The 19409-nt window shown below is 56.8% G+C and carries 14 protein-coding genes, 1 pseudogene and 1 riboswitch; of the genes and pseudogenes, 7 read left to right on the top strand and 8 right to left on the bottom strand.

Annotation, left to right across the window (positions count from 1 at the left end; all coding sequences use genetic code 11):
• From E1H13_RS11525 to E1H13_RS11515, 3 genes and pseudogenes are all read right to left on the bottom strand, one after another.
• A pseudogene (locus E1H13_RS11525) lies at window positions 1-654 on the bottom strand (apolipoprotein N-acyltransferase); the annotation flags it as partial.
• 439 nt (window positions 655-1093) lie between these two features.
• Window positions 1094-1810 (bottom strand): biliverdin-producing heme oxygenase, encoded by a 717-nt coding sequence (locus tag E1H13_RS11520; RefSeq protein WP_169613560.1) that lies wholly within the window; start codon window positions 1808-1810, stop codon window positions 1094-1096.
• 200 nt (window positions 1811-2010) lie between these two features.
• Window positions 2011-2865, bottom strand: coding sequence for a universal stress protein (locus E1H13_RS11515; RefSeq protein ID WP_169613559.1), 855 nt, complete (start codon window positions 2863-2865; stop codon window positions 2011-2013).
• Window positions 2866-3024: 159 nt separating this feature from the next.
• On the opposite strand from E1H13_RS11515, the gene E1H13_RS11510 reads away from it, so the two are divergent.
• Together E1H13_RS11510 and E1H13_RS11505 are read left to right on the top strand one after the other, a co-directional pair.
• A complete protein-coding gene (locus E1H13_RS11510; protein ID WP_169613558.1) occupies window positions 3025-3450 on the top strand; it encodes a thioesterase family protein in 426 nt (141 codons plus the stop codon).
• Window positions 3451-3511: 61 nt separating this feature from the next.
• Window positions 3512-4024, top strand: coding sequence for a pentapeptide repeat-containing protein (locus tag E1H13_RS11505; RefSeq protein ID WP_169613557.1), 513 nt, complete (start codon window positions 3512-3514; stop codon window positions 4022-4024).
• A gap of 230 nt (window positions 4025-4254) precedes the next feature.
• Here E1H13_RS11505 and E1H13_RS11500 read toward each other — a convergent pair whose 3' ends face one another.
• Window positions 4255-5856, bottom strand: a complete 1602-nt coding sequence (locus E1H13_RS11500) for a radical SAM protein (protein WP_169613556.1) — start codon at window positions 5854-5856, stop codon at window positions 4255-4257.
• Between the two features lie 534 nt (window positions 5857-6390).
• Between E1H13_RS11500 and E1H13_RS11495 the strand changes: the two genes are divergently transcribed.
• Complete coding sequence (locus tag E1H13_RS11495) at window positions 6391-7341, top strand: tetratricopeptide repeat protein (protein ID WP_169613555.1); 951 nt, start codon at window positions 6391-6393, stop codon at window positions 7339-7341.
• 46 nt (window positions 7342-7387) lie between these two features.
• On the opposite strand, the gene E1H13_RS11490 is transcribed toward E1H13_RS11495, so the two are convergent.
• On the bottom strand, window positions 7388-8401 hold the full coding sequence (locus E1H13_RS11490; RefSeq protein WP_169613554.1) for a type I glyceraldehyde-3-phosphate dehydrogenase: 1014 nt from the start codon (window positions 8399-8401) through the stop codon (window positions 7388-7390).
• A gap of 564 nt (window positions 8402-8965) precedes the next feature.
• Here E1H13_RS11490 and murC point away from each other — a divergent pair.
• Window positions 8966-10519, top strand: a complete 1554-nt coding sequence (gene murC, locus E1H13_RS11485; protein ID WP_169613553.1) for a UDP-N-acetylmuramate--L-alanine ligase — start codon at window positions 8966-8968, stop codon at window positions 10517-10519.
• Window positions 10520-10549: 30 nt separating this feature from the next.
• The gene (gene murB / locus E1H13_RS11480; RefSeq protein ID WP_169613552.1) at window positions 10550-11476 is read left to right on the top strand and encodes a UDP-N-acetylmuramate dehydrogenase; all 927 of its coding nucleotides are present in this window, start codon (window positions 10550-10552) and stop codon (window positions 11474-11476) included.
• Window positions 11477-11548: 72 nt separating this feature from the next.
• Here murB and E1H13_RS11475 read toward each other — a convergent pair whose 3' ends face one another.
• Together E1H13_RS11475 and hemF are read right to left on the bottom strand one after the other, a co-directional pair.
• A complete protein-coding gene (locus tag E1H13_RS11475; RefSeq protein ID WP_169613551.1) occupies window positions 11549-12046 on the bottom strand; it encodes a DUF4278 domain-containing protein in 498 nt (165 codons plus the stop codon).
• Between the two features lie 33 nt (window positions 12047-12079).
• Window positions 12080-12160: riboswitch (Glutamine riboswitch) on the bottom strand.
• A gap of 334 nt (window positions 12161-12494) precedes the next feature.
• Window positions 12495-13535, bottom strand: coding sequence for an oxygen-dependent coproporphyrinogen oxidase (gene hemF / locus E1H13_RS11470; RefSeq protein ID WP_169613550.1), 1041 nt, complete (start codon window positions 13533-13535; stop codon window positions 12495-12497).
• A 266-nt stretch (window positions 13536-13801) separates the two neighbouring features.
• Here hemF and E1H13_RS11465 point away from each other — a divergent pair, with 266 nt between their 5' ends.
• Window positions 13802-14332, top strand: coding sequence for an SRPBCC family protein (locus E1H13_RS11465; protein WP_240966593.1), 531 nt, complete (start codon window positions 13802-13804; stop codon window positions 14330-14332).
• Between the two features lie 167 nt (window positions 14333-14499).
• On the opposite strand, the gene E1H13_RS11460 is transcribed toward E1H13_RS11465, so the two are convergent.
• A complete protein-coding gene (locus E1H13_RS11460) occupies window positions 14500-18165 on the bottom strand; it encodes an NB-ARC domain-containing protein (protein WP_169613549.1) in 3666 nt (1221 codons plus the stop codon).
• Window positions 18166-18821: 656 nt separating this feature from the next.
• On the opposite strand from E1H13_RS11460, the gene E1H13_RS11455 reads away from it, so the two are divergent.
• Window positions 18822-19247 carry a hypothetical protein gene (locus tag E1H13_RS11455; protein WP_169613548.1) on the top strand — a complete coding sequence of 142 codons (426 nt, stop codon included), beginning with the start codon at window positions 18822-18824 and terminating at the stop codon, window positions 19245-19247.
• Window positions 19248-19409: the final 162 nt, after the last annotated feature.

Genomic DNA, 19409 nt, shown 5'->3' with positions numbered 1-19409 from the left:
GGCGAGGAGGGCGTTGGTGGCGACGATCAGGGCGGTGAGGGTGAGGGGGCCGGAGAGGCGGGCCAGGTGCAGAATCCAGAGGTTGTTGGGGCTCTGGGTGAGGCTGAGGGGGGACCAGTCGAGGGGGGTGTAGTTGCGCAGGGTTTCGAGCAGGCACCAGAGGGCGGTGGCGCCCAGAATGTGCAGGGACGGAGTGTTAGGGCGGTGATGCATCAGCCAGCGCAGCCCCACGGCCCAGAGGGCAATGCACACCGAACCCCACAGGGTAATGAATACCCAGGCAAAGAGGGCGATGGCGATGCTACCGGCCCAGGGGATGCCCATCCACATCAGGGGGTGCAAATGGGTAATCCACACCAGGGAGGTGCCGTAGTACACCAGGCCCCACAGCAACCCATAGGCGGCAGCCAACTGCCACGCCCCCGCCACCGTCGACGCCACCACCCACCACAGGGGCACCAGGGCCACCCAGGCCAGGGGCCACCAGCTCAGGGGGGGCAGGGCCGCCGCCATGGCCAGACCACTGAGGCCGACAAAACCAGCCCGCCGCCAGCTCCAGCGAGTGGGGCTAGCGGCGGGCTTGAGCATGGCTAGGGTTGGGGGTGGGGAAAGGGGCGATCGCATGACACCATCATAGTTGGGAAGACGGGCCAAAGGCTTCCCAGCCCGGATTTACCCACCCCTACCCCTCCCAGGAGGGGACTATCAGACGATTGGATCCAGATTTTGTCTGTATCCCAGTTTTGCAAGTTGGCCCACCCTGCGGGAAGAGCAAAGCTCTACATCCCTCAGCCCCTTCTCCCATTTTGGGCTACTTGATACACATAAGTCCTGTGAGACCCTTGTGGGCAGGGCTTTCCCTCCATCCCCCAGCCCCTTCCTCCCAAAATGGGAGAAAGGGGAGTAGAGCTTTCAAAGCTCCTCGCCCTTCTGGGAGAGGGGTTTGGGGAGAGGGCCAAGATGTGTGTACTTAGTAGCCCATTTTGGGAGAAGGGGGGCCGGATTCAAAGTCCCTCTCCCGCTCTGGGAGAGGGATTTAGGGTGTAGACGCGGAGCGGCTTCTCTTGAGTGGGCTGCAAAACTGGGATGCACTCTACTCGGCGGTGGCCAGTTCGGTGCTGCCCCGGCGACGACGGCTGGTCAGGGTGTTGAACAGCATCTGCCCGATCGCTTTGATCAAGTTGCCTTCCAGCTCTTTGAACATTTCCATGTTCATGCCAAAGGCGGCGTTGGCCTCCTCGACGATCTGGGCGATCATGGCGTCATCCACGGGGGCCGCATCCATGGATTCGCGGTACTTGGCTTTGAAGCCTTTCTCGTCGGGGATTTCCGGGAACTCGTAGAAGGCGGTGCCTTCGCCATCGGCCAGGTTCATGGCCCGCTGGGCAATGCCCTTGAGGATTTGGCCGCCGGACAGATCACCGATGTAACGGGTGTAGGAGTGGCTGACCAGCAATTCGGGCTGGGTGTTGGCCACCTCATGGATGCGATCGCGATAGGCCCGACCACCGGGGGTCATGGAAATCTGCTCTTGCCAGTTGGGGCCGTAATAGTAGGCCAGATCTGACTCCAGAGAGGCCTTACGGTGCAGCTCTGGGAAGTAAATTTTAGATACCACAGGATGGTGCTTGTGGCGCTCCAGCTCTTCCTCCATGGCGGCATAGGCAAAGTAGAAATTGGCCACCAGCTTGCGGTAAGAGTTCTTCTCAACGACTCCGCGCAAAAAGCAGCGCACAAACCCCATGTTCTCGGCCATGGTGTGGGCTTTCTTGGTGCCTTCGCGAAGCTCGGTGGATAGGGTGCTACTCATGCTTTAAGGTCTCGCTTTCAACAGGTGTTCTATATCAAGTCCAGCTCGGGATTTGGAGTTTTCCCACAGGCAGAACTCTAGGTCTGGACTTGGATTTGGTTTAAGGGGGTCTGAAACAGATACTTAAATAGCCACAATTGTTAACTTAGACTGATTTAATCCCTGTTTCTATTACGAATGTTTACGGATAAGCCCTACGGTTAACCGGCCATCCGGGTCAGCAGCACCGGGCACGGGGCATAGACCCGCACATAGTCAGACAGGGATTCGCCCACCAGGCGGTCCAGGTCAGGCAGCCCCTTGGCGATACTGGGACGGCGATCGGGGGAGCCCAGCACGATTAGATCAATGTTGCGCTCGTCTGCCAACTGGCAGATCCGCTGGCCCGGCTTGCCCTCTGGGGCCACCAGCTTATAGCCAATGCTATATTTTTGAGCTTCGCTAGCGGCAGCGGTCAAAATCGGGTCTTTGCTGGGGTCGGCACTAGCCACATCAAAGGGTTTGGCTTTCAGGCTGGAGACGGTGTGCACCAGGGTTAGCTCGGAACCCTTCACATCTCGTAATAGGGAGATGGCAATGTTCAGCCCTTCTTTAGCGGAGTCTGACTTGTCCATCGCCACCATCACCCGCTTGATCGGGCGAATGGTGTACAGGTCATCTTTGACCAGCAACATCGGTCGCGACGACAGCTGAAACACATACTGGCTGACGGAATTTTCCAGAATCGCCTTCAGCCCCTGCAATCCCCGGGAGCCCATGATGATCAGGCTGGCGTCGATTTCGTCCGCCACCTGCACCACCACGTCTTTAGGATCCCCCTCCCGCAGCATGGCGTTAACCCGGCTGGGGTCCAGGTTCAGCTTGGTAATGGCTGTGGCCAGGGTGCGCCCCCCTTCTTCCCACTTGGCGGCCATGGCTTCGGCAGACACCTGGGACGGCACCACATGCAGCACGGTGACCGCCGCTCGCTGAATCAAGGGGATATCCATCAGTACTTTCATCATGGCCTCGGTGTTACCAATGCCAGAATCGGCTAAAAGAATTTTTTCAATCATGGTGTCCTCGTGTGATGTGCCGAACAGAGCTGGAGTCTGGGTTAAAGTCAGTCCACAACCATCATAGGCACCTGTTTTGAGCCTACTTTGGGGCGATTCATAATTTGTAGTAGAGCGGGCGGGGCACGATAGGCTGGCATTGCACTCTAGAGATAACCCATGGCTGCTAACGCTTCTCTTCCCCCCTGGTTTGAGTACCGGGTGACAATCCACCCCCACCACACCGACTATGCTGGCATTGTCTGGCATGGCACCTACATCGCCTGGATGGAAGAGGCCCGGGTGGCCTGGCTGGCGGCCCATGGCCTGACTTTTGCCGACTGGCTGAAAGCCGGGGTGGATCTACCGGTGGTGGATGTGGGGCTGCGGTACCGGCGATCGCTCACCCTGGGGGACACGGCCTTAATTAGGGCGCGCCTTGAGCCCAGCCGGGGGGTGCGGCTGGTGTGGCAATACGACATTCAAAATGCGGCCACCCAGGACACCTGTGTTGAAGGGCAGATCACCCTAGCCCCAGTGGATAGGGCGACCCGGCGAGTGCTGCGGCGACTGCCAGAGCATTTGCAGCTTAAAATCAGTCCATAGCGTCCTAAATCAAGAGACTTGGAGATCAATCATGGCTGGTTCGTTCGGGAGGATAAGTAGGATGACGGGTAAACGGTCTGTGACCGCACTGGTGGCCTGGGTCTGTGCCCTGATCGTTGGGCTGGGGGGCTGGCTGGGGTGGGGGGCAAGCGCGATCGCCCAAGAGAACGCCGTCGACTACACCCTCACCGACCTGAGCTTCCGTGACTTTGCCGGTAAGGATGTGTCGGGCACCTCCTTTGCGGCGGCGGAGATGCGAGAGGCCAACTTTGAAAACGCCGACCTCAGCCGCACCATCCTCACCAAGGCTTCGTTTGTGAAAGCCCACCTGGCTGGGGCCAACCTGTCGGAAACCTTTGCCGATCGCGTCTTATTTGACGAGGCGGATCTATCCAACGCGCTATTTATTGACGCCCTGCTCACCAGCAGCACCTTTAACGACGCCATCCTCACCGGAGCAGACTTTTCAGGGGCGATCATCGATCGGTTTCAGGTGAGCAAAATGTGCGCCTACGCCGATGGGGTGAACCCGGTGACCGGGGTGGCGACGAGGGATAGTTTGGGCTGTCGGTGAGGTGGGGGGATGGGGGGATGGGGGGATGGGGGGATGGGGGGATGGGTGGATGGGTGATGGGGTGGGGAAGGTGGCGTAGGGGCGGACCTGGGTGTCCGCCCTGGCGGGGAAATTGGAAGAGGGGAATTTTGGAGTGGTGTAGGGTGCATTCGCGAAGCAATGCACCGCTTTAGGCAAGAATAAACAGTAGACAGTTTTCGTTCTTCTCTTTTCTTTTTTCGTTTTTCAAACTATTCCCCAGAGAAGGCTGTGGCCCAGTGCTTTTGCAGGGTCTCTTTGGGTAGGGGGCCAGCTAGATGATCCCAGGGCAGGGGTTGATTCAGCTCCCAGTCCTGGTGCACATAGAACGCCAAGGGGGGCAGCTGACCGCGCAGGTCCTTGAAGGCGCGCTTGTAGCTGCCCAGGGAGTCACCGTAGTGGCGGGCTCGCTCTAACAGGGGGGTGAGGCGGCGATCGCCCCTGGATATCAACGCTTGAATCACTGACCAACTATAGCTTTCGGGTCGAAAGTCGATGCCTTTGGGCCGCAGTTGCTTTTGCAGGTACTTCAGCCGTTTTTCTGCGTCCCGGTTCACCCCGCACCACTGAAAGGGGGTATGGGCCTTGGGCACAAAGGTGCTACAACCCAGGGTCAGCCGCAGGCCGGGGGCCGCTTTTTTCAAATGCACCATCAGGGCGGCGGTTTGTTCCAGATCATCCATGGTTTCCCCCGGAATGCCAGCCATGCCATAGAGCTTCATGGCACTTAGGCCTCCGGCTTTGGCATTGATCGCCGCCTGCTCAATCTCGGCGGTGGCCAGCTTTTTATTCACAATCTGCCGCACCCGTTCCGAGCCACTTTCAATCGCAATGGTGATTGAGCGGGTGTCGTGGCGGGTGAGGGTTTCGGCCAGTTTGGCATTGACGGTGTTGGTGCGCACCGAGGCGATGCTCAACCGCACATGGTCAAACTGGGGTTGGTTTAAATAGTCCAGCAGGGCATCGAATTCCGGGTGTTGGGTCACCGAAGCCCCCAGCAAACCAATGCGATCGGTCACCTGCAGCCCCCGCTCTATGGCCGGAATCAGCGACCCTTCCAGGCTGGCGGGGCGAAAGGGTAGGGTGAGATAGCTGGCCAGGCAAAAGCGGCACATTTCCGGGCAGCTGCGCACCACTTCTACCATAAAAATATTTTCCCAGGCGGCCCGGGGAGTGACCACCGTTGAGGTAGACAGCACATTCCCCCGGTAGGTTTGCTTGGGCACCCGGGGAGGAACGTCGGCCTGCTTGGGCGTGATGGTGGCCACAGGCCCCTCAGGCCCGTCATAGGTGACGTGGTACAGCGATGGCACATACACCCCCGGCACCTGGGCCAGCGCCAGCAGCTTTTCTGGCCGCCGGGCCGCTTTGAGGGCCACCATCTGGTCTAAAAAGTCGTCGATCAGGGTTTCCCCATCCCCCAGCAACACCAGGTCAAAAAACGCGGCAAAGGGTTCGGGGTTAGCGGTGAGCACCGGGCCGCCCCCAAATACCAGGGGATGCTCGTCCCCCCGTTCAGCAGCGTGTACCGGTATATCCAGGGACTCTAACAGGGTGAGCACATTGCTGTAGTCCAATTCCCAGGAGAGGGAGAACCCCAGCAGATCAGGCCGCAGGGGAAGGGGGTCACCGCGATCGGTAAACAGGCGACTGACACTGACATCCGCCCGCCGGGCCAGGGTAGCCCACACCACCTGGTAACCCAGGCTGGTAATGCCGACACTGTACTCGTTGGGAAAGGCGAAGACGACCTCTAAGGCCCCGTCGGCAGGGGGGGTGGGGTGAAAGAGGAGGGTTTCGTCTGGGTAGGGCATGGGGGAGAGGGGGGGATGGGGGGATGGGGGGATGGGGGGATGGGGAGAGGGGGGGATGGGGGGATGGGGAGGGGGAATTTTGGATTTTGGATTTTGGATTTTTCGTTCTTCGTTCTTCCATTTTCGTTCTTCGTTCTTCCCTCTTCGTTCTTCCCTCTTCGTTTTTCGTTCTTCCCTCTTCGTTCTTCCCTCTTCGTTCTTCCCTTGTGGATTGCAGGTAAAAAATTGATGAAGCTAGAATCGAGGTGTCTGGGAAAAAGGCGGGGGAAGCGGGCGGCGATCGCACCCATTCAATACCATCTTCTCCGTTAATTCTCGCATAATCCCCCCAGGAGTAGCCTGGGGATAGGGTGAAAGCACGGTGTTAACCGCTTCAAGATAAACCTATGATGAAGAGATTAATGCCCCTGTTTATCGTCCTGGCTTTGCATCTGCCATCCTTTATTCTTGTATTTCGCATCGATTGTTAACTTGGGTGCCGGGACAGTAGGGACCGATCCGAATGTAACCGCAGGGTAACTGCGACCTCGGCTTATGACTTCTCCAATTCCCCCTACTCCAAAACCAACTCTGATTCTGGCGGATGAACCAACGGTTCAGCTGCCTCGGGATGCGTCGCTACTAGCCCAGGCAGAGGCCGTAGCCAGCCAATGTCGTCAAGATCAAGGGGCCGAGGCGGCCCAATGGTCACGCCAGGGGCTGACCTATTTCCGTCAAGGGCACTACGGTCAGGCCCTGGCGGCCCTGCAACAGGCCCTTTACGCCTATCGCAACCTGGGGGATCAACCCCGGGAAGCGCGGGTGCTACAACTGCTGGGTAGCTTGCACTATCGCCTGGCCGACTATCTGTGGGCGGCAGACTATGGGCGCCAGTACCTGAAGGTGGCCCAAAGCCTGGGCCATAGCCAGTCGGTACAACAAGCCCTAGAGCATTTAGGCAATAGCTACCGCCACCTGGGGGATCTTAAGCGAGCCCTCGATTATATGAGCCAGAGTCTGAACCTGGCCAAGCTAATCGGCGATCGCCATGGGGAGATGCGCTCCCTCAACAACCTGGCTATGGTCTACCGGGCCAAAGGGCTGACGCGCCAGGCGGCCACCCTCTATGAGGCCAGTTTGCGACTGGCCGCAGCCCTAGAGGAAACCACCATTCGCCTACAAATTTTGCAAAACCTGGGTAACACCTACCTGGCGCTACGGGATTTCAAAGGGGCGATCGCCTGTTACGAAACCTTTCTGCACCTCAGCCAGGCGGGCACGGTGGGGGCGATCGACAATCACACCCTGCGACGCACCCTCACTTACTTGACTCGGGCTAGCCTAGCGATGGGGGACTACGATCGGGCGATCGTACACCTGCAACACCATCTGAGCGTGGCCTGCACCCTAGGAGACACCCCTGCTGCCACCCTTTTGATTGACGAAATCAAGCAGTGTTACGCCGCCCTCGGTGAAATTCGCATGACCTCACTGGGGCTAGAGTAACTAAAAAGCCCGGGCCTAGGCCCGGGCTTTTAGAGGATTCCGTAACCTATTGCCACTTGGCGGCAACCAGTTCAGCCAGATCAACCACCCGCTGACTGTAGCCCCACTCGTTGTCATACCAAGCCACTACTTTCACCAGGTCGCCGCCCATCACCATGGTCAGGCTAGAGTCAACGATGGATGATTCATCGGTCTTACGGTAGTCAATTGACACCAGGGGCAGGTCGCTATAGGCCAGAATTCCTTTCATCGGACCTTCGGCGGCAGCTTTGAGCACGCCATTAACCTGCTCGGCGATGGCAGGCTGCTGTACCTGCACCACCAGGTCAACCACAGACACGTTGGGGGTGGGTACCCGCAGGGCAATACCATTGAGTTTGCCAGCCATGTCAGGAATCACCAGTGACACTGCCTTGGCAGCCCCTGTGGTGGTGGGCACAATGTTCAGCGCTGCGGCCCGAGCCCGACGCAGGTCACGGTGGCTGGCATCTAGCAGCCGCTGGTCACCCGTATAGCTGTGGGTGGTGGTCATGGTGCCTTTGATGATGCCAAAGTTCTCATGCAGCACCTTGACCACAGGTGCCAGGCAGTTGGTCGTGCAGCTGGCATTGCTCACCACGTTCTGCTTATCGTGGCTATAGTCTGCATGGTTCACCCCCATCACATAGGTACCAATATTGCCTCCCTTGCCCGGAGCCGTAATCAGCACTTTCTTGGCCCCCGCTTCAATGTGGCGAGACGCCCCTTCTTCACTCACAAAGACCCCGGTTGATTCGATCACAAGGTCGATGTCCCAGGCCCCCCAGGGCAAATTATTAGGGTTGCGGTCAGAGTAGCACTTGATAGTTTTGCCATTGACGATCAAGCTATCTTCCCCAGCTTGAACATCGGCATCCAGACGACCTAGCATCGAGTCATATTTCAGCAGATGGGAATTGGTCTTTGGATCGGAGGTATCGTTGATAGCCACAATCTCAAGACCACTGTTTTCCCGCGTTAGCCAACAACGTAAGAAATTACGACCAATGCGGCCAAATCCATTAATTGCTACTCTAATCACTGCGTTTAACCCTCTGTTGTACTCGGACTAGGTATCTATTCTTAGTTAGACGAAACCATAATATCGCAAAGCATGTTCATCTTTATAGGCGTACCCCATTGATCTAAGTCAATACTCTTGAGAAGGATGCTCGGCTGTTTCTATGGAAGTCGCCGCTGGCATGGAATTCCTGGGGGCCAACTGTGGCCATCGTGTCATAAGTATTTTTGCTGATTCAGTTTAATTTATATAGAGGATTTATATGATGTACTTAGGCCAACCCCTCCTGTCGTGGGCCTTTGAGCACCATTGACAATTCTCTGGGGCGCTACACTTGGGACGCCACACTGAAGGCGTTACCCTCGGGGACCGTTATGCTGCTGTGGGTAAGCTAGAATCGCTGTCCCGGTGTCTTAACGTAGGCAGGCAAACAGGGATTTAAGGCGATTTGACCGGAAGCAGCGCTGTTCTCCACGAAGTCTTAGTTACAACGGCTTAGGAGGACAGACATTTAGGCCAATCTGGCAAATCTTGCTATGATTACGCCTGACACATGGTGTGGTGTGGTGTTCTAAGGAGTGAATAATGCCGATTTCCGTAGATTTTAGCGGCAGACCGTTCCATTTTATTGGTGTGGGCGGCATAGGCATGTCGGCTCTGGCCTACATCTTGACCAAACGACAACTGCCAGTGTCTGGGTCTGATTTGCGCTTAACCCACATCACCCGTCGGTTGCAAGACGCGGGGGCGCACATCTTCTGGCAGCAAGACGCCAATAACCTCAAGTACTTTTGCACCGCTTCAACCCCGGAGCTAACCTGCGGCAAAAAACTGAGCCCAGACTATCCTGCTCATCTGGCGGATACGCCCATGGCCGCATCCATCGCTACTTACGACGTGACCCCCCAGGTAATTTGTTCCACCGCCATTGACTTACGCAACCCCGAGTACCAGGCGGCCCTAGCGTTAGGGTGTCCTGTGCTGCATCGGTCTGACCTCTTAGCCGCGCTGATCAAAAATTATCAAAGCATTGCGGTGGCTGGCACCCACGGCAAAACCACCACCAGCAGTATGATTGGCCACCTTCTCTTAGGCGCTGGCATTGACCCGACCATCGTGGTCGGTGGTGAAGTGTCCAGTTGGGGCGGGAATGCTCGCTTGGGCCAGGGACCGTATCTGGTGGCTGAAGCGGATGAATCTGACGGTACCCTGGCCAAGCTATCAGCTACCATTGGCATTGTCACCAACATCGAACTTGACCATACCGACCATTACCACGACCTCCAGGATGTGGTGAGTATTTTCCAAGCTTTTCAGCAACAGTGCGACCTACTCGTGGCCAGCCTGGACTGCGAGGCCGTATGCCAAAACCTGGAGCCAGGGATTACCTACAGCTTGAGAGCTGAGGCTGGCGCCACTTACCACGTTACCGATATCCAGTTCCATGGCCAGGGCACAACGGCGATGGTGTGGGAAATGGGGCAACCCTTGGGTCGTCTAAAACTTAGTTTGCTGGGCCACCACAACCTGAGTAATGCCCTGGCGGCGGTAGCGGTGGGGCGACACCTAGGTGTTGCTTTCACCGACATTGCCGATATTCTGGGGCAGTTCCGGGGGGCTCGACGCCGGTTTGAGCAACGGGGCCACTATGGCGGCATTCAGTTTGTGGATGACTATGCCCACCACCCTAGTGAAATTAGAGCCACCCTGGCGGCAGCCCGGCTACGGGTAGATTATCCCCTGCGGCCAACGGTGGTTGATCGCGGTATGAGTGGCGAATCAGGCCGAGTCGTGGCCGTGTTCCAACCCCACCGCTATAGTCGTACGATGGCCCTGTTGGACGACTTTGCCTCAGCCTTTGGAGATGCTGACCAGGTGATTGTCACCGATATCTACAGCGCTGGGGAAACCAATAGCTTCCAGGTTTCGGGCAAGCAGGTGGCAGAAACCATCGCCCAACACCATCCCCAGGTGGCCTATGGCCCCACCCTCAGCGATGTTCAGGCTATGCTAACAAGTAGCCTGAAGGCGGGTGACCTCGTATTATTTATGGGGGCAGGTAACTTGAACCAAATTATTCCCCAGGTGATGGCTTTTTATGCCGAAGCTGAGGCGCATTCGTTGCAGGAAGCCTGCTAAAAGTTGGGGTTATCCGGCGAGGCTGAGGCCATGAATCATACCCTCTTGATGACTAACGGCCAGACTCACAATCTGTCCTGGCTGAAGCCACAGGTTTCTCTACGAAAGTTGACGACCTTTAGAGTAGGGGGCACCGCCCAATGGCTAGCCACCCCCCGCACGCAGGAGCAGTTTGTTTCGGCGCTGGCCTGGGCTAAGGCTGAAGCCTTACCAATCACCCTCCTGGGGGCCGGATCTAATTTACTGATTAGCGATCGCGGTTTACCGGGGCTGGTGGTCTGCTCTCGCCACTGGCGAGGTTGCCGGTTTGAGGACCACACCGGTCGGGTAACGGCAGCGGCTGGGGAACCCCTGCCGACCCTAGCCTGGAAAGCCGCTAAGCGAGGCTGGCGGGGGTTAGAGTGGGCCGTGGGCATCCCTGGCACAGTGGGCGGTGCGGTGGTGATGAATGCGGGTGCCCATGGGGGCTGTGCGGCCGACCTATTGGTGTCCGCCACGGTGCTACACCCAAACCAGGGATTGGTCAGGCTTACCCCTGAAGAGCTAGCGTTTCAGTATCGCACCTCTGCCCTACAGGGGGCCGGGCAGCTGGTGCTTGAGGCCCAATTTCAGCTGCGCCCTGGCTACGATCCTGAGGCGGTGTCGGCGGACACCCTAGCCGGACTCAACCAGCGGCGGGCCACCCAGCCCTATGACCTGCCCAGTTGTGGCAGCGTTTTTCGCAACCCCTATCCCCACACAGCAGGCTCTCTGATTGAGCAGGCTGGGCTCAAGGGGTATCGCATTGGTAACGCCCAGGTGGCCGATCGCCACGCCAATTTCATCCTGAACTGCGGCGGTGCTACCGCCACCGACATTTACCGGCTGATTCACCACATTCAGGGGGAGGTGGCCGATCGCTGGTCCCTCTGGCTACAGCCAGAGGTCAAGTTTTTAGGGGAGTTCCCAGCCCTGTGATCCCCTCAGGGACTAGCCACAAAAAAGGGAGGGAACCCACCAACGTGTGTCCCCTCCCCTTCCAGAGGCTGCTTAGCTCATAGCGGTTGAGCTGCGGTCATAGCCGCCAAAGTCATGGGGCATTTTGCCCTGAATGTGACTTTCGTAATGGGCGGCTTCGTCCACCGGTAGCCCCACTTCCGACGCTAGGCGCACCATCATCCCCTGTTCGCGCTTGCGGCTACGCTGGTGACGGCGGATAAACAAATTGCGAGCTAACTCGGTAACCCCTAGAGCAGGCTGAGGGGCCACCGTTGCCGCTGCATCCTGTTCAATCGGAGCTGTGCTCCCCGCCATGGGGGCGGCTGAGGCTGCGGTGGCCGGGGTCGGTTCTGTCACAGTGGCTTCGATGCCGCTGCGGTAAGGCACCCCACGCCAGGTCAAATCGGCACCGGGTTGGGCTGGCAATTCAGCCATGGCATGGAAGGTGATGGGAGCACCTCGATAGGTACCCATATCGTAAGCAGGTCCTAGCTTAGGAGCAGGATTTGGAGTGTAGTCGTAGCTGACGCCGCGATAAGTGAGTTTCATAATGTCGCCTCCTTGAAGCGAATGGCGTTCTGAGGCGCGTTCCTTCGGGAGTGTCCCTACTTCCGTCCTTCCACCGGGATACAAACGTTATCCACGAGTAGAAAGATGAACGATTTATCTCTATGTCTGTATCATAGGCTACGGTTTTGTCAATTTCCTAGAATTTGATTTTTCTACATACAAAAACCCGCCCTGACCGGCGGGTGTCAGGGCGGATTTTGAGCAGGACCGGTTACGGATTGTGCGCCAGCAGGGCTCTTTACATGGTTGTGAGCAGAAAACTAGGCCACAGCTTTGCCCCCCCGCCCCCGAATTCTGGGGGGATCTGAAGCCCCCAAGTTTGGGGGCCAAAGCCCGTACAGGCAATATTTTTTGTCTTCCTTCTTCCTTCTTCCTTCTTCCTTCTTCCTTCTTCTTCCTTCTTCCTTCTTCCTTCTTCCTTCCTGTATTAGGCCGCTGTCGGCCAGTTGGCCCAGTCCTGGGGCTTGAGGAAAATGTCATACAGGCGGGTCTCGGGACTGCCAGGTTCGGGGGTGTAGCCATATTCCCACCGCACCAGGGGCGGCAGGGACATCAAAATTGACTCGGTACGACCATTGGTTTGCAGGCCAAAAATGGTGCCCCGGTCATACACCAGGTTGAACTCCACATAGCGGCCCCGGCGATACAGCTGAAACTGGCGCTGGCGATCGCCGTACTCGGTGCCATGGCGCTTTTGCACAATCGGTTCGTAGGCGGGCAGAAAGGCGTTGCCGCAGTCTTTGGAGAAGGCGAACAATTGGTCCCAGGAGCGCTGGGGCAGCTCACCGATCCCCTGGCTGGTTTGGTCGGCGGTTTTGCCCTGGTCTGGCCCCCGATACAGGTGGCCGCGCCCATCTTGATAGTCAAAGAAGATGCCGCCCACCCCCCGGGTTTCCTGGCGATGCTTCAGGTAGAAATATTCGTCACACCAGGGCTTAAACACTTTGTAGTAATTGGGATCATGGCGATCGCAGGTGTCCTTCATGGTGCGGTGGAAATGCACCACGTCTTCCTCGAAGGGGTAGTAGGGGGTGAGGTCAATGCCGCCACCAAACCACCACACCGGGCCCGCCTCGAAATACCGATAGTTGAGGTGCACCGTTGGTACGTAGGGGTTGCGGGGGTGTAGCACCATCGAGGTGCCGGTGGCGTAGAAGCGATGACCAGCCGCCTCGGGCCGCTGCACCAAAATCGACGGGGGCAGGTGGTCACCCCACACCTCAGAAAAGTTAACGCCCCCCTGCTCAAAGACGTTCCCCTGCTTAATCACCCGCGAGCGACCACCGCCGCCCTCCGGACGCTGCCAAGAATCTTCCTGGAATTGGGCACCACCATCGAGGGTTTCCAGACGCTGGCAAATGCTGTCCTGGAGCTGTTTCAGCATGGCGCTGATGCGATCGCGGGAATCAGCGGGAGGAGGGGCCGTTTGCCCCTGGGCAGTGGGATTAGGTGCAGAAGAAGTAGTCATAGAGTGGTGTGAATCTGTCTAGGGACAGTGCCGTGAACAGCTTATCCACGCTACCTTGAAACCCGAACCGAAGAAAAGTGAGTAAACAAATATTGAGCATTTATGTTGCAAAACCTAACGTTTTAAGGCAACACATTATGAATGCTCCCTGCCCTTGATCCCCAGGGGATTTACTAAAAAGATGAGCAAAATGGCTGTGCAGCACATCATGATCACCGTTTTTGCGATCGCAGTGGGCGATGCTGATCGTCAGCAGGAGGGCTGTGATGTTTCGTGAGCGCACCTTTCCTCGTCCTTTTTTATCGTTTTTGCAACTGGTCAAACACTGGGTGCAGGTACAACAGCGGTTAGAAAAGTCCTATCTAGCCGTCAGTACGGCCTCCGTCGATACCCTCTGGCAAACCATGATGAACCTGGCGGATGTCTCCTGGCATCCCCTGCTCAGTAGCACCAATGCCCCCCAGGGGTTACGACCCAAACCAGGTCTGATTTACCAGGCGTTTACCCGGTTGTTGCCCTTACCGGTGAATATTTTTGTCGAGCGCGTCCAGCCGCGAGAGTTGATTAGTATCCGGGTGTTCCCAGTTCCTGGGTTGGAAGAACGAGTCACGTATCACTTTAAGTCCACCCTAGGGGGGACTCAAATTGCCTATTCCATTACCCTGCAGGGCTGGTTATCGCCGTTGGCCTGGTCGCTGATGCGGCCCTACGCCGCCAAAGTGGCCTCCGCCCTGGCAGAAGCGGCAGAGCATCCCAGTGCCTTGAATGGCCAGAATCCTCGATTTCAATTGTGGTGACGCGATCGGTCCCTGGCCAGCAGCACGACGACTCTGCGGGATCGGTCGGCAAACCATTCCTGATACCCGCCCCCTGATACCCGACACCCGGCCCCCGAGACCCGACACCCGCATCCCCCCCAAGAAGGGATGCCGACGCCCTCGTGGTCATCGTCTCCCACCCAGTACTAGGGTGATCGGCGTGTGGGAGCTAGTGGGTCAATGGCAGCATCTGTCGCGCCCAAGACTTTCAGATTAATCACCTGCGCCGAAGAGAGCCCTGTTGCCCCGGCAATATTCACCCCTTCGTAGGGTTTATCTAGGGAAACAGTCCCTAATCTTGTTTTGGTCTGGCTATCCCAATGGCAAATAGATTGGTTGCCGCTGCTGTATAGGTCACGGCCTTGGGAGCCAAACGCCACCGCTGACACATAGCGGGTGTGCCCGGTCAAGGGTAGGCTGGGTTGTCCCGAGGCCAAATCCCAGAGTATTACCGTTTTGTCGTCGCTACCGCTGGCCAAGTACTGGCCCTGGGGGTCAAAGGCGACGGCTCGAACCGGAGCCGTATGCTTGGATAGGGTATGGACCAAGCTGAAACTGGCCACATCCCAGACATAAATTTGCTTGTCTGCCCCGCCGCTGGCCAGGTAGGCGCCATCGGGGCTAAAGGCCACGGACAGCACCTCGCTGGCATGTTGGCGGAGAGTCTCTACACAGCGTTCGGTGTGAATATGCCAAAGTTTGACGGTCTTGTCTTCACTGGCGCTGGCCAGGTGGGTGGAGTCGGGGCTAAAGGCCACCGACAACACCCCGGCCCTATGCCCCTTGAGGGTAGTCAACCATTGGCCATCCGGCAGACTCCACAGGCGAATGGTTTGATCATCGCTACCGCTAGCGAGAATTTTGCCATCGGGGCTAAAGGCCACCGTGCGCACCCAGTCTTGATGAGCCGTAAAGGTCTGGACACATTCCCTCAGAGTGACCGCCCAGACCTTGACCAATTGATCATCCCCACTGCTGGCCAGATAGTCCCCTGTGGGGCTAAAGGCCACCGCCCGCACCCGGTTTTGATGGCCACATAACTGGGCATAGGGGTGTTGGTCTTGGCTGCGCCATAGCCAGATGGCATGGTCTTCGCTGCCGCTGGCCAGGATATCCTGCTGCGGATGCACAGCCAGGCTTAAAATGCGGTTATTGCGGCCCTGTAGGGTGGCCAGGCATTTACCGGTTGCCGCACTCCATAGTTTGATCGACTGGTCTTCGCTGCCACTGGCCAGTTGTCTGCCATTGGGACTAAAGGCCACGGACCAAATCCAGTTGGTGTGCCCACTTAGGGTTGTGGGTCCTGTGCCTTGATCAAGCTCATTTACCCGATGCCAGATGCCCATGTGGCCCTTGTCGCTGCCGCTGACTAGGGTAGTGCCATCGGGGCTAAAGGCCGCCGTTCTAATCCGGTGGGAATTCCTGGGAAATCTATTTAGTAGAGTCCAGTGGTGGGTATCCCAAATCTGGATGATGCCAGCTTCATCGGTGCTGGCCATCAGATTCCCTTGGGGGCTAAAGCTGATGGCTAAGACTCGCCCCTGGTGCCCAGCCAGTTGGTGTTGGTGAGGGGCCGGTCGTTGGGGATGCTGCAAATCAACCGCCCAAATATCAATGGTGCCATCGTATTTGCCGATGGCGATAGTGCGACTATTGGGGCTAATGCCTAAGGACCGCACTTTAGTGCCCTGGTTTTGAATCACAACCACGGGCTGCTCGGTGGTGATGCCCGTGGCGTGATGGCTGTTGATCGCCCAGAGACGGACTTCACCGTCGTCGCTGCCGCTGACTAACCATTGGTCCTGGTGGTGGAAGGACACATGCCAGATGCGGGCATTATGGCGAGGAAACGTGCGGATGGCACTACCAGTTTTAGTGTTCCATAGGCGGACTTCGCCATCGGCGCTACCACTGGCTAACCAGGCATGGTCGCTGGCAAAGGCCAGAGCCCAGACCCAGTCTAAATGGCCGGTCAGGTTGTGCACGGGCTGTTGGTCGCTAATCTGCCAAAGCCGAATTTCACTGTTGGCCGCCCCAGCCGCCAAGTAATTGCTATCAGGGCTGAAGGCAATGCTGAGAATACTGCCAAAGGTTTCGCTAAAGTAGCAATGGCTAAATTGGGCCTTAGCAAAGTTGATGTGGTTTAAATTGGCCCAGCGCAAGTCAGCATGGCGAATGGTCAACCCAGAGAAATCGTAATGCCCTAAGGGGTGTTTGAGGGCAACCAACAGATTCAGTAAATTGCCAGCGGCGTAGCCCCGGGTTAGCTTGGCGTCTTGCCGCAGGTGGACCAGGGTCTGTTGGACCCAGGTGCGCAGATTAGCACTGCCGACTAGCATGCCGAGGTTGGCCACAATCGGCTGCAGAATCAGCCGCCGTTGCAGGTCTTGGATGTAGTCGCTCGTACTGGTATTGAGCAGGGCATGGCTGTTAAATACCTGGAACTGGTTGGTGGCGATTTCCTGGCACAGGGTTTCAATCAGGGTATCGGTGACGTATTCCATCACCACGTTTTGCAGGGTAAAGGCCCCATCAAACTTTTCAATCAGCGATCGCCGCCGCAGATCTTCCAATGCCCCTAAAATTTGGGCGGGGGGGCTAGATATCAATAGATCCTGCCGCAGCGTTGTCAAGGTCAAGGGTTCGCGACTCAGGGCCAGCCAGTACAAAATTCCCTTCTCTAGGGCTGAGAGGCGATCAAACTGTTCGTCGAGTAACCGCCGCAAATTGCTCACAACCACCGTCGGGGCAACACTGTCGGCCTCATCGGTTGGCTGATTTTGCTTGAGAAATTCAGTAATTTGGCCATCAAACAAGTCGTTGATGGCCGTAGCCACAATTTTGATCGCCAGGGGGTTACCGTCGTAACGTTGGGTCAGTTCCTGGCGAGCAGACTCAGGCCCAATCAACCCCTTATCCGCTAAGATCTTTTCGGCCGCCACCTGAGAGCCATTGAGCTGCAAGGCCCGAGTCCGTTGCAGGTCGCTCTCTAGGGCTGTGACTTCCAGGGGTTTTTCGCGACTGGTGAGCACCAGGCAACTCTGATGGTCAGACTCGCCAATGCGGCGCAAGAGCTCACCATAATTGGCGTAACCATCCCGGTACTCTCCCGCCCGAGTTTGCCGCTGCAAGATTGATTCAAAGTTGTCAAGCACCAGTAAGCACCGCACCGCCTTCAGCCGGTCCAGTAAGTAGGTGATTTTTTGACCTGGGGTATCCAGGGGTTTTTCTGGACGTCCGGGCAAACGCTGAAACCAGTCCTCCAGGATTTGATCGAGGGTCGGGGCTTCCCTGAGGCTGCGCCAGATCACATACTCAAAGTCGGCACTGACCTGGTCTGTCGCTTTCACCGCTAGGGTGGTTTTGCCCACTCCGCCAATGCCTAGAATCGCCACCAGTCGACAGCGATCGCCGGTAATGATCTGTCGCAGTTGGGCTAGTTCTGGTTTGCGATCGTAAAAGACGATGGCACTAATGGCTTCACCCCAATCTATTTGAGCTGGGGAGGAGGATGGGGAGATGGCATCCCCTCGCTGGCCACGGTACGCCGCCAGGTGCTCAGCTAACAGTCCTCGCAACGCCTCTAACTTGCCTGGGGTAGTACCCACAATGCCAAACTTCTGATAAACCGCCCCCAGTCGCTTGCGCACAGCGGCGGCGCTAATACCTAACTGATCAGCAATGGTTTCGGCGGTTTGCTTTTGGAGCGCTAACCTCAGAGTGGTTAGCTCTGCCTTAGACACCTGGTGCTGTTGGGCCACCGTTTGCAGAAAAGTCTCATCGTCAACCAGCCCGTCAGAAGTTTCAGCCATAGAACTCGGTGGCCTCCGGCCCAGGGAATACACTAAGGGTTTACACTTAGAGTTATCAATACTGTAAATCGAATTCTAGCCATCCTATCGGTAATTTCGGGTGGTTACAAGGGTCTAATGTCAGACTTCATGGGGATTTAATCACAATCGGGCGGGCCAATGGCACCCCGTTAACGTTTTTGCCCTAGCTCGCTATTACTCTCCAGGAAAAGGATAGGGACTTTGAGGCTATCTAGATCCCCTGAGATCCCCTGCGACCAACGCGCTATACCGACCTCGATATCAATCATCGTAGCGCAGGAGTTATCAACTTGATAACTTAGCTATCAAAGTTCACTCCAGGTCCTAGGGTAATCACCATTGTTAATCGCTGGGATATCGACCGCATGAGCTGTATAGGCCTGCAACAAAGGCACTTAGCCCCTTAGACGATTGGCACCCCTGCCCATCAAACCGCATGATCGGGGTCTAACTTTTGGCAGCGACCTTGACAATTATCAATAGGTATTGATAACATCGACCCAAGTCATTTTATCGTTTTGATAAAACTCCTGTAGATGGTCGAGTCAAATCAAGGATCGAACCAGGCCAGTGGCCGTTCGGCCAGATGTTTTGACGTTAGTTCGCTGTCTTAGCTCCGTACTGAGGGCCAAATCATGGCATTCTCTCCCACACAGCCCCCAACCTCCCAACCCCTGAGCAACTTTTTTGCCACGGCTGAACTTGTGCTCAGCAGCTATCAGCAAGCCTGCGAGGGCAAGCTGATGGTGGAGTGCAAGCGAGTCTCTGTCCAGCCAGTGCCATCGTATAAAGTTTCGCTCTGTGGTGCCCCCCAGCCCCCCAGCCAGGTCTCTCGCCAGCAATTAGACGCCTACCGACATCAACAGGATCTCGCCTTGGGACAGGCTGAGGTAGATACCCCCTTTAGCTTTCTGGAACGCAGTCTCTTCCAGGTGTTAACCACCACCGGCCACGGCACCGTCTGCTTAGAGTTTGAACCCCGACGTCGGGGCAAGGCCTTTGTGGTTGGCCGAGTCACCTTTTCCTATCGGTGGCCCCTGTCACCGCCAGAGATGCCCTAGTTGCACCTCTTCCCATCCATCATCTCAAGGCTAGATGGGCACTTTGTCAAAGACGACAGAACCATCTACGCCTCGATCCATAGAACTGGTCTTAAAGGTTAGTTACTAACAACAAGGCTGGTGCGGTGACTGAGTCACCCATCAGTCTTTTTTGTGTTTCAA

This window comes from Nodosilinea sp. P-1105 (genome assembly GCF_012911975.1).
Taxonomy (GTDB): domain Bacteria; phylum Cyanobacteriota; class Cyanobacteriia; order Phormidesmidales; family Phormidesmidaceae; genus Nodosilinea.
The sequence above is the reverse complement of the archived record's forward strand: the minus strand, read 5'-3'. Positions and strand labels throughout refer to the sequence as shown.

Excerpts from the sequence above, each read along its gene's own strand:
- hemF (WP_169613550.1), bottom strand. The coding sequence starts at position 13,535 with ATGACTACTTCTTCTGCACCTAATCCCACTGCCCAGGGGCAAACGGCC.
- E1H13_RS11515 (WP_169613559.1), bottom strand. The coding sequence starts at position 2,865 with ATGATTGAAAAAATTCTTTTAGCCGATTCTGGCATTGGTAACACCGAG.
- murB (WP_169613552.1), top strand. The coding sequence starts at position 10,550 with ATGAATCATACCCTCTTGATGACTAACGGCCAGACTCACAATCTGTCC.
- murC (WP_169613553.1), top strand. The coding sequence starts at position 8,966 with ATGCCGATTTCCGTAGATTTTAGCGGCAGACCGTTCCATTTTATTGGT.
- E1H13_RS11495 (WP_169613555.1), top strand. The coding sequence starts at position 6,391 with ATGACTTCTCCAATTCCCCCTACTCCAAAACCAACTCTGATTCTGGCG.
- E1H13_RS11505 (WP_169613557.1), top strand. The coding sequence starts at position 3,512 with ATGACGGGTAAACGGTCTGTGACCGCACTGGTGGCCTGGGTCTGTGCC.
- E1H13_RS11460 (WP_169613549.1), bottom strand. The coding sequence starts at position 18,165 with ATGGCTGAAACTTCTGACGGGCTGGTTGACGATGAGACTTTTCTGCAA.
- E1H13_RS11465 (WP_240966593.1), top strand. The coding sequence starts at position 13,802 with ATGTTTCGTGAGCGCACCTTTCCTCGTCCTTTTTTATCGTTTTTGCAA.
- E1H13_RS11455 (WP_169613548.1), top strand. The coding sequence starts at position 18,822 with ATGGCATTCTCTCCCACACAGCCCCCAACCTCCCAACCCCTGAGCAAC.
- E1H13_RS11500 (WP_169613556.1), bottom strand. The coding sequence starts at position 5,856 with ATGCCCTACCCAGACGAAACCCTCCTCTTTCACCCCACCCCCCCTGCC.
- E1H13_RS11520 (WP_169613560.1), bottom strand. The coding sequence starts at position 1,810 with ATGAGTAGCACCCTATCCACCGAGCTTCGCGAAGGCACCAAGAAAGCC.
- E1H13_RS11510 (WP_169613558.1), top strand. The coding sequence starts at position 3,025 with ATGGCTGCTAACGCTTCTCTTCCCCCCTGGTTTGAGTACCGGGTGACA.
- E1H13_RS11475 (WP_169613551.1), bottom strand. The coding sequence starts at position 12,046 with ATGAAACTCACTTATCGCGGCGTCAGCTACGACTACACTCCAAATCCT.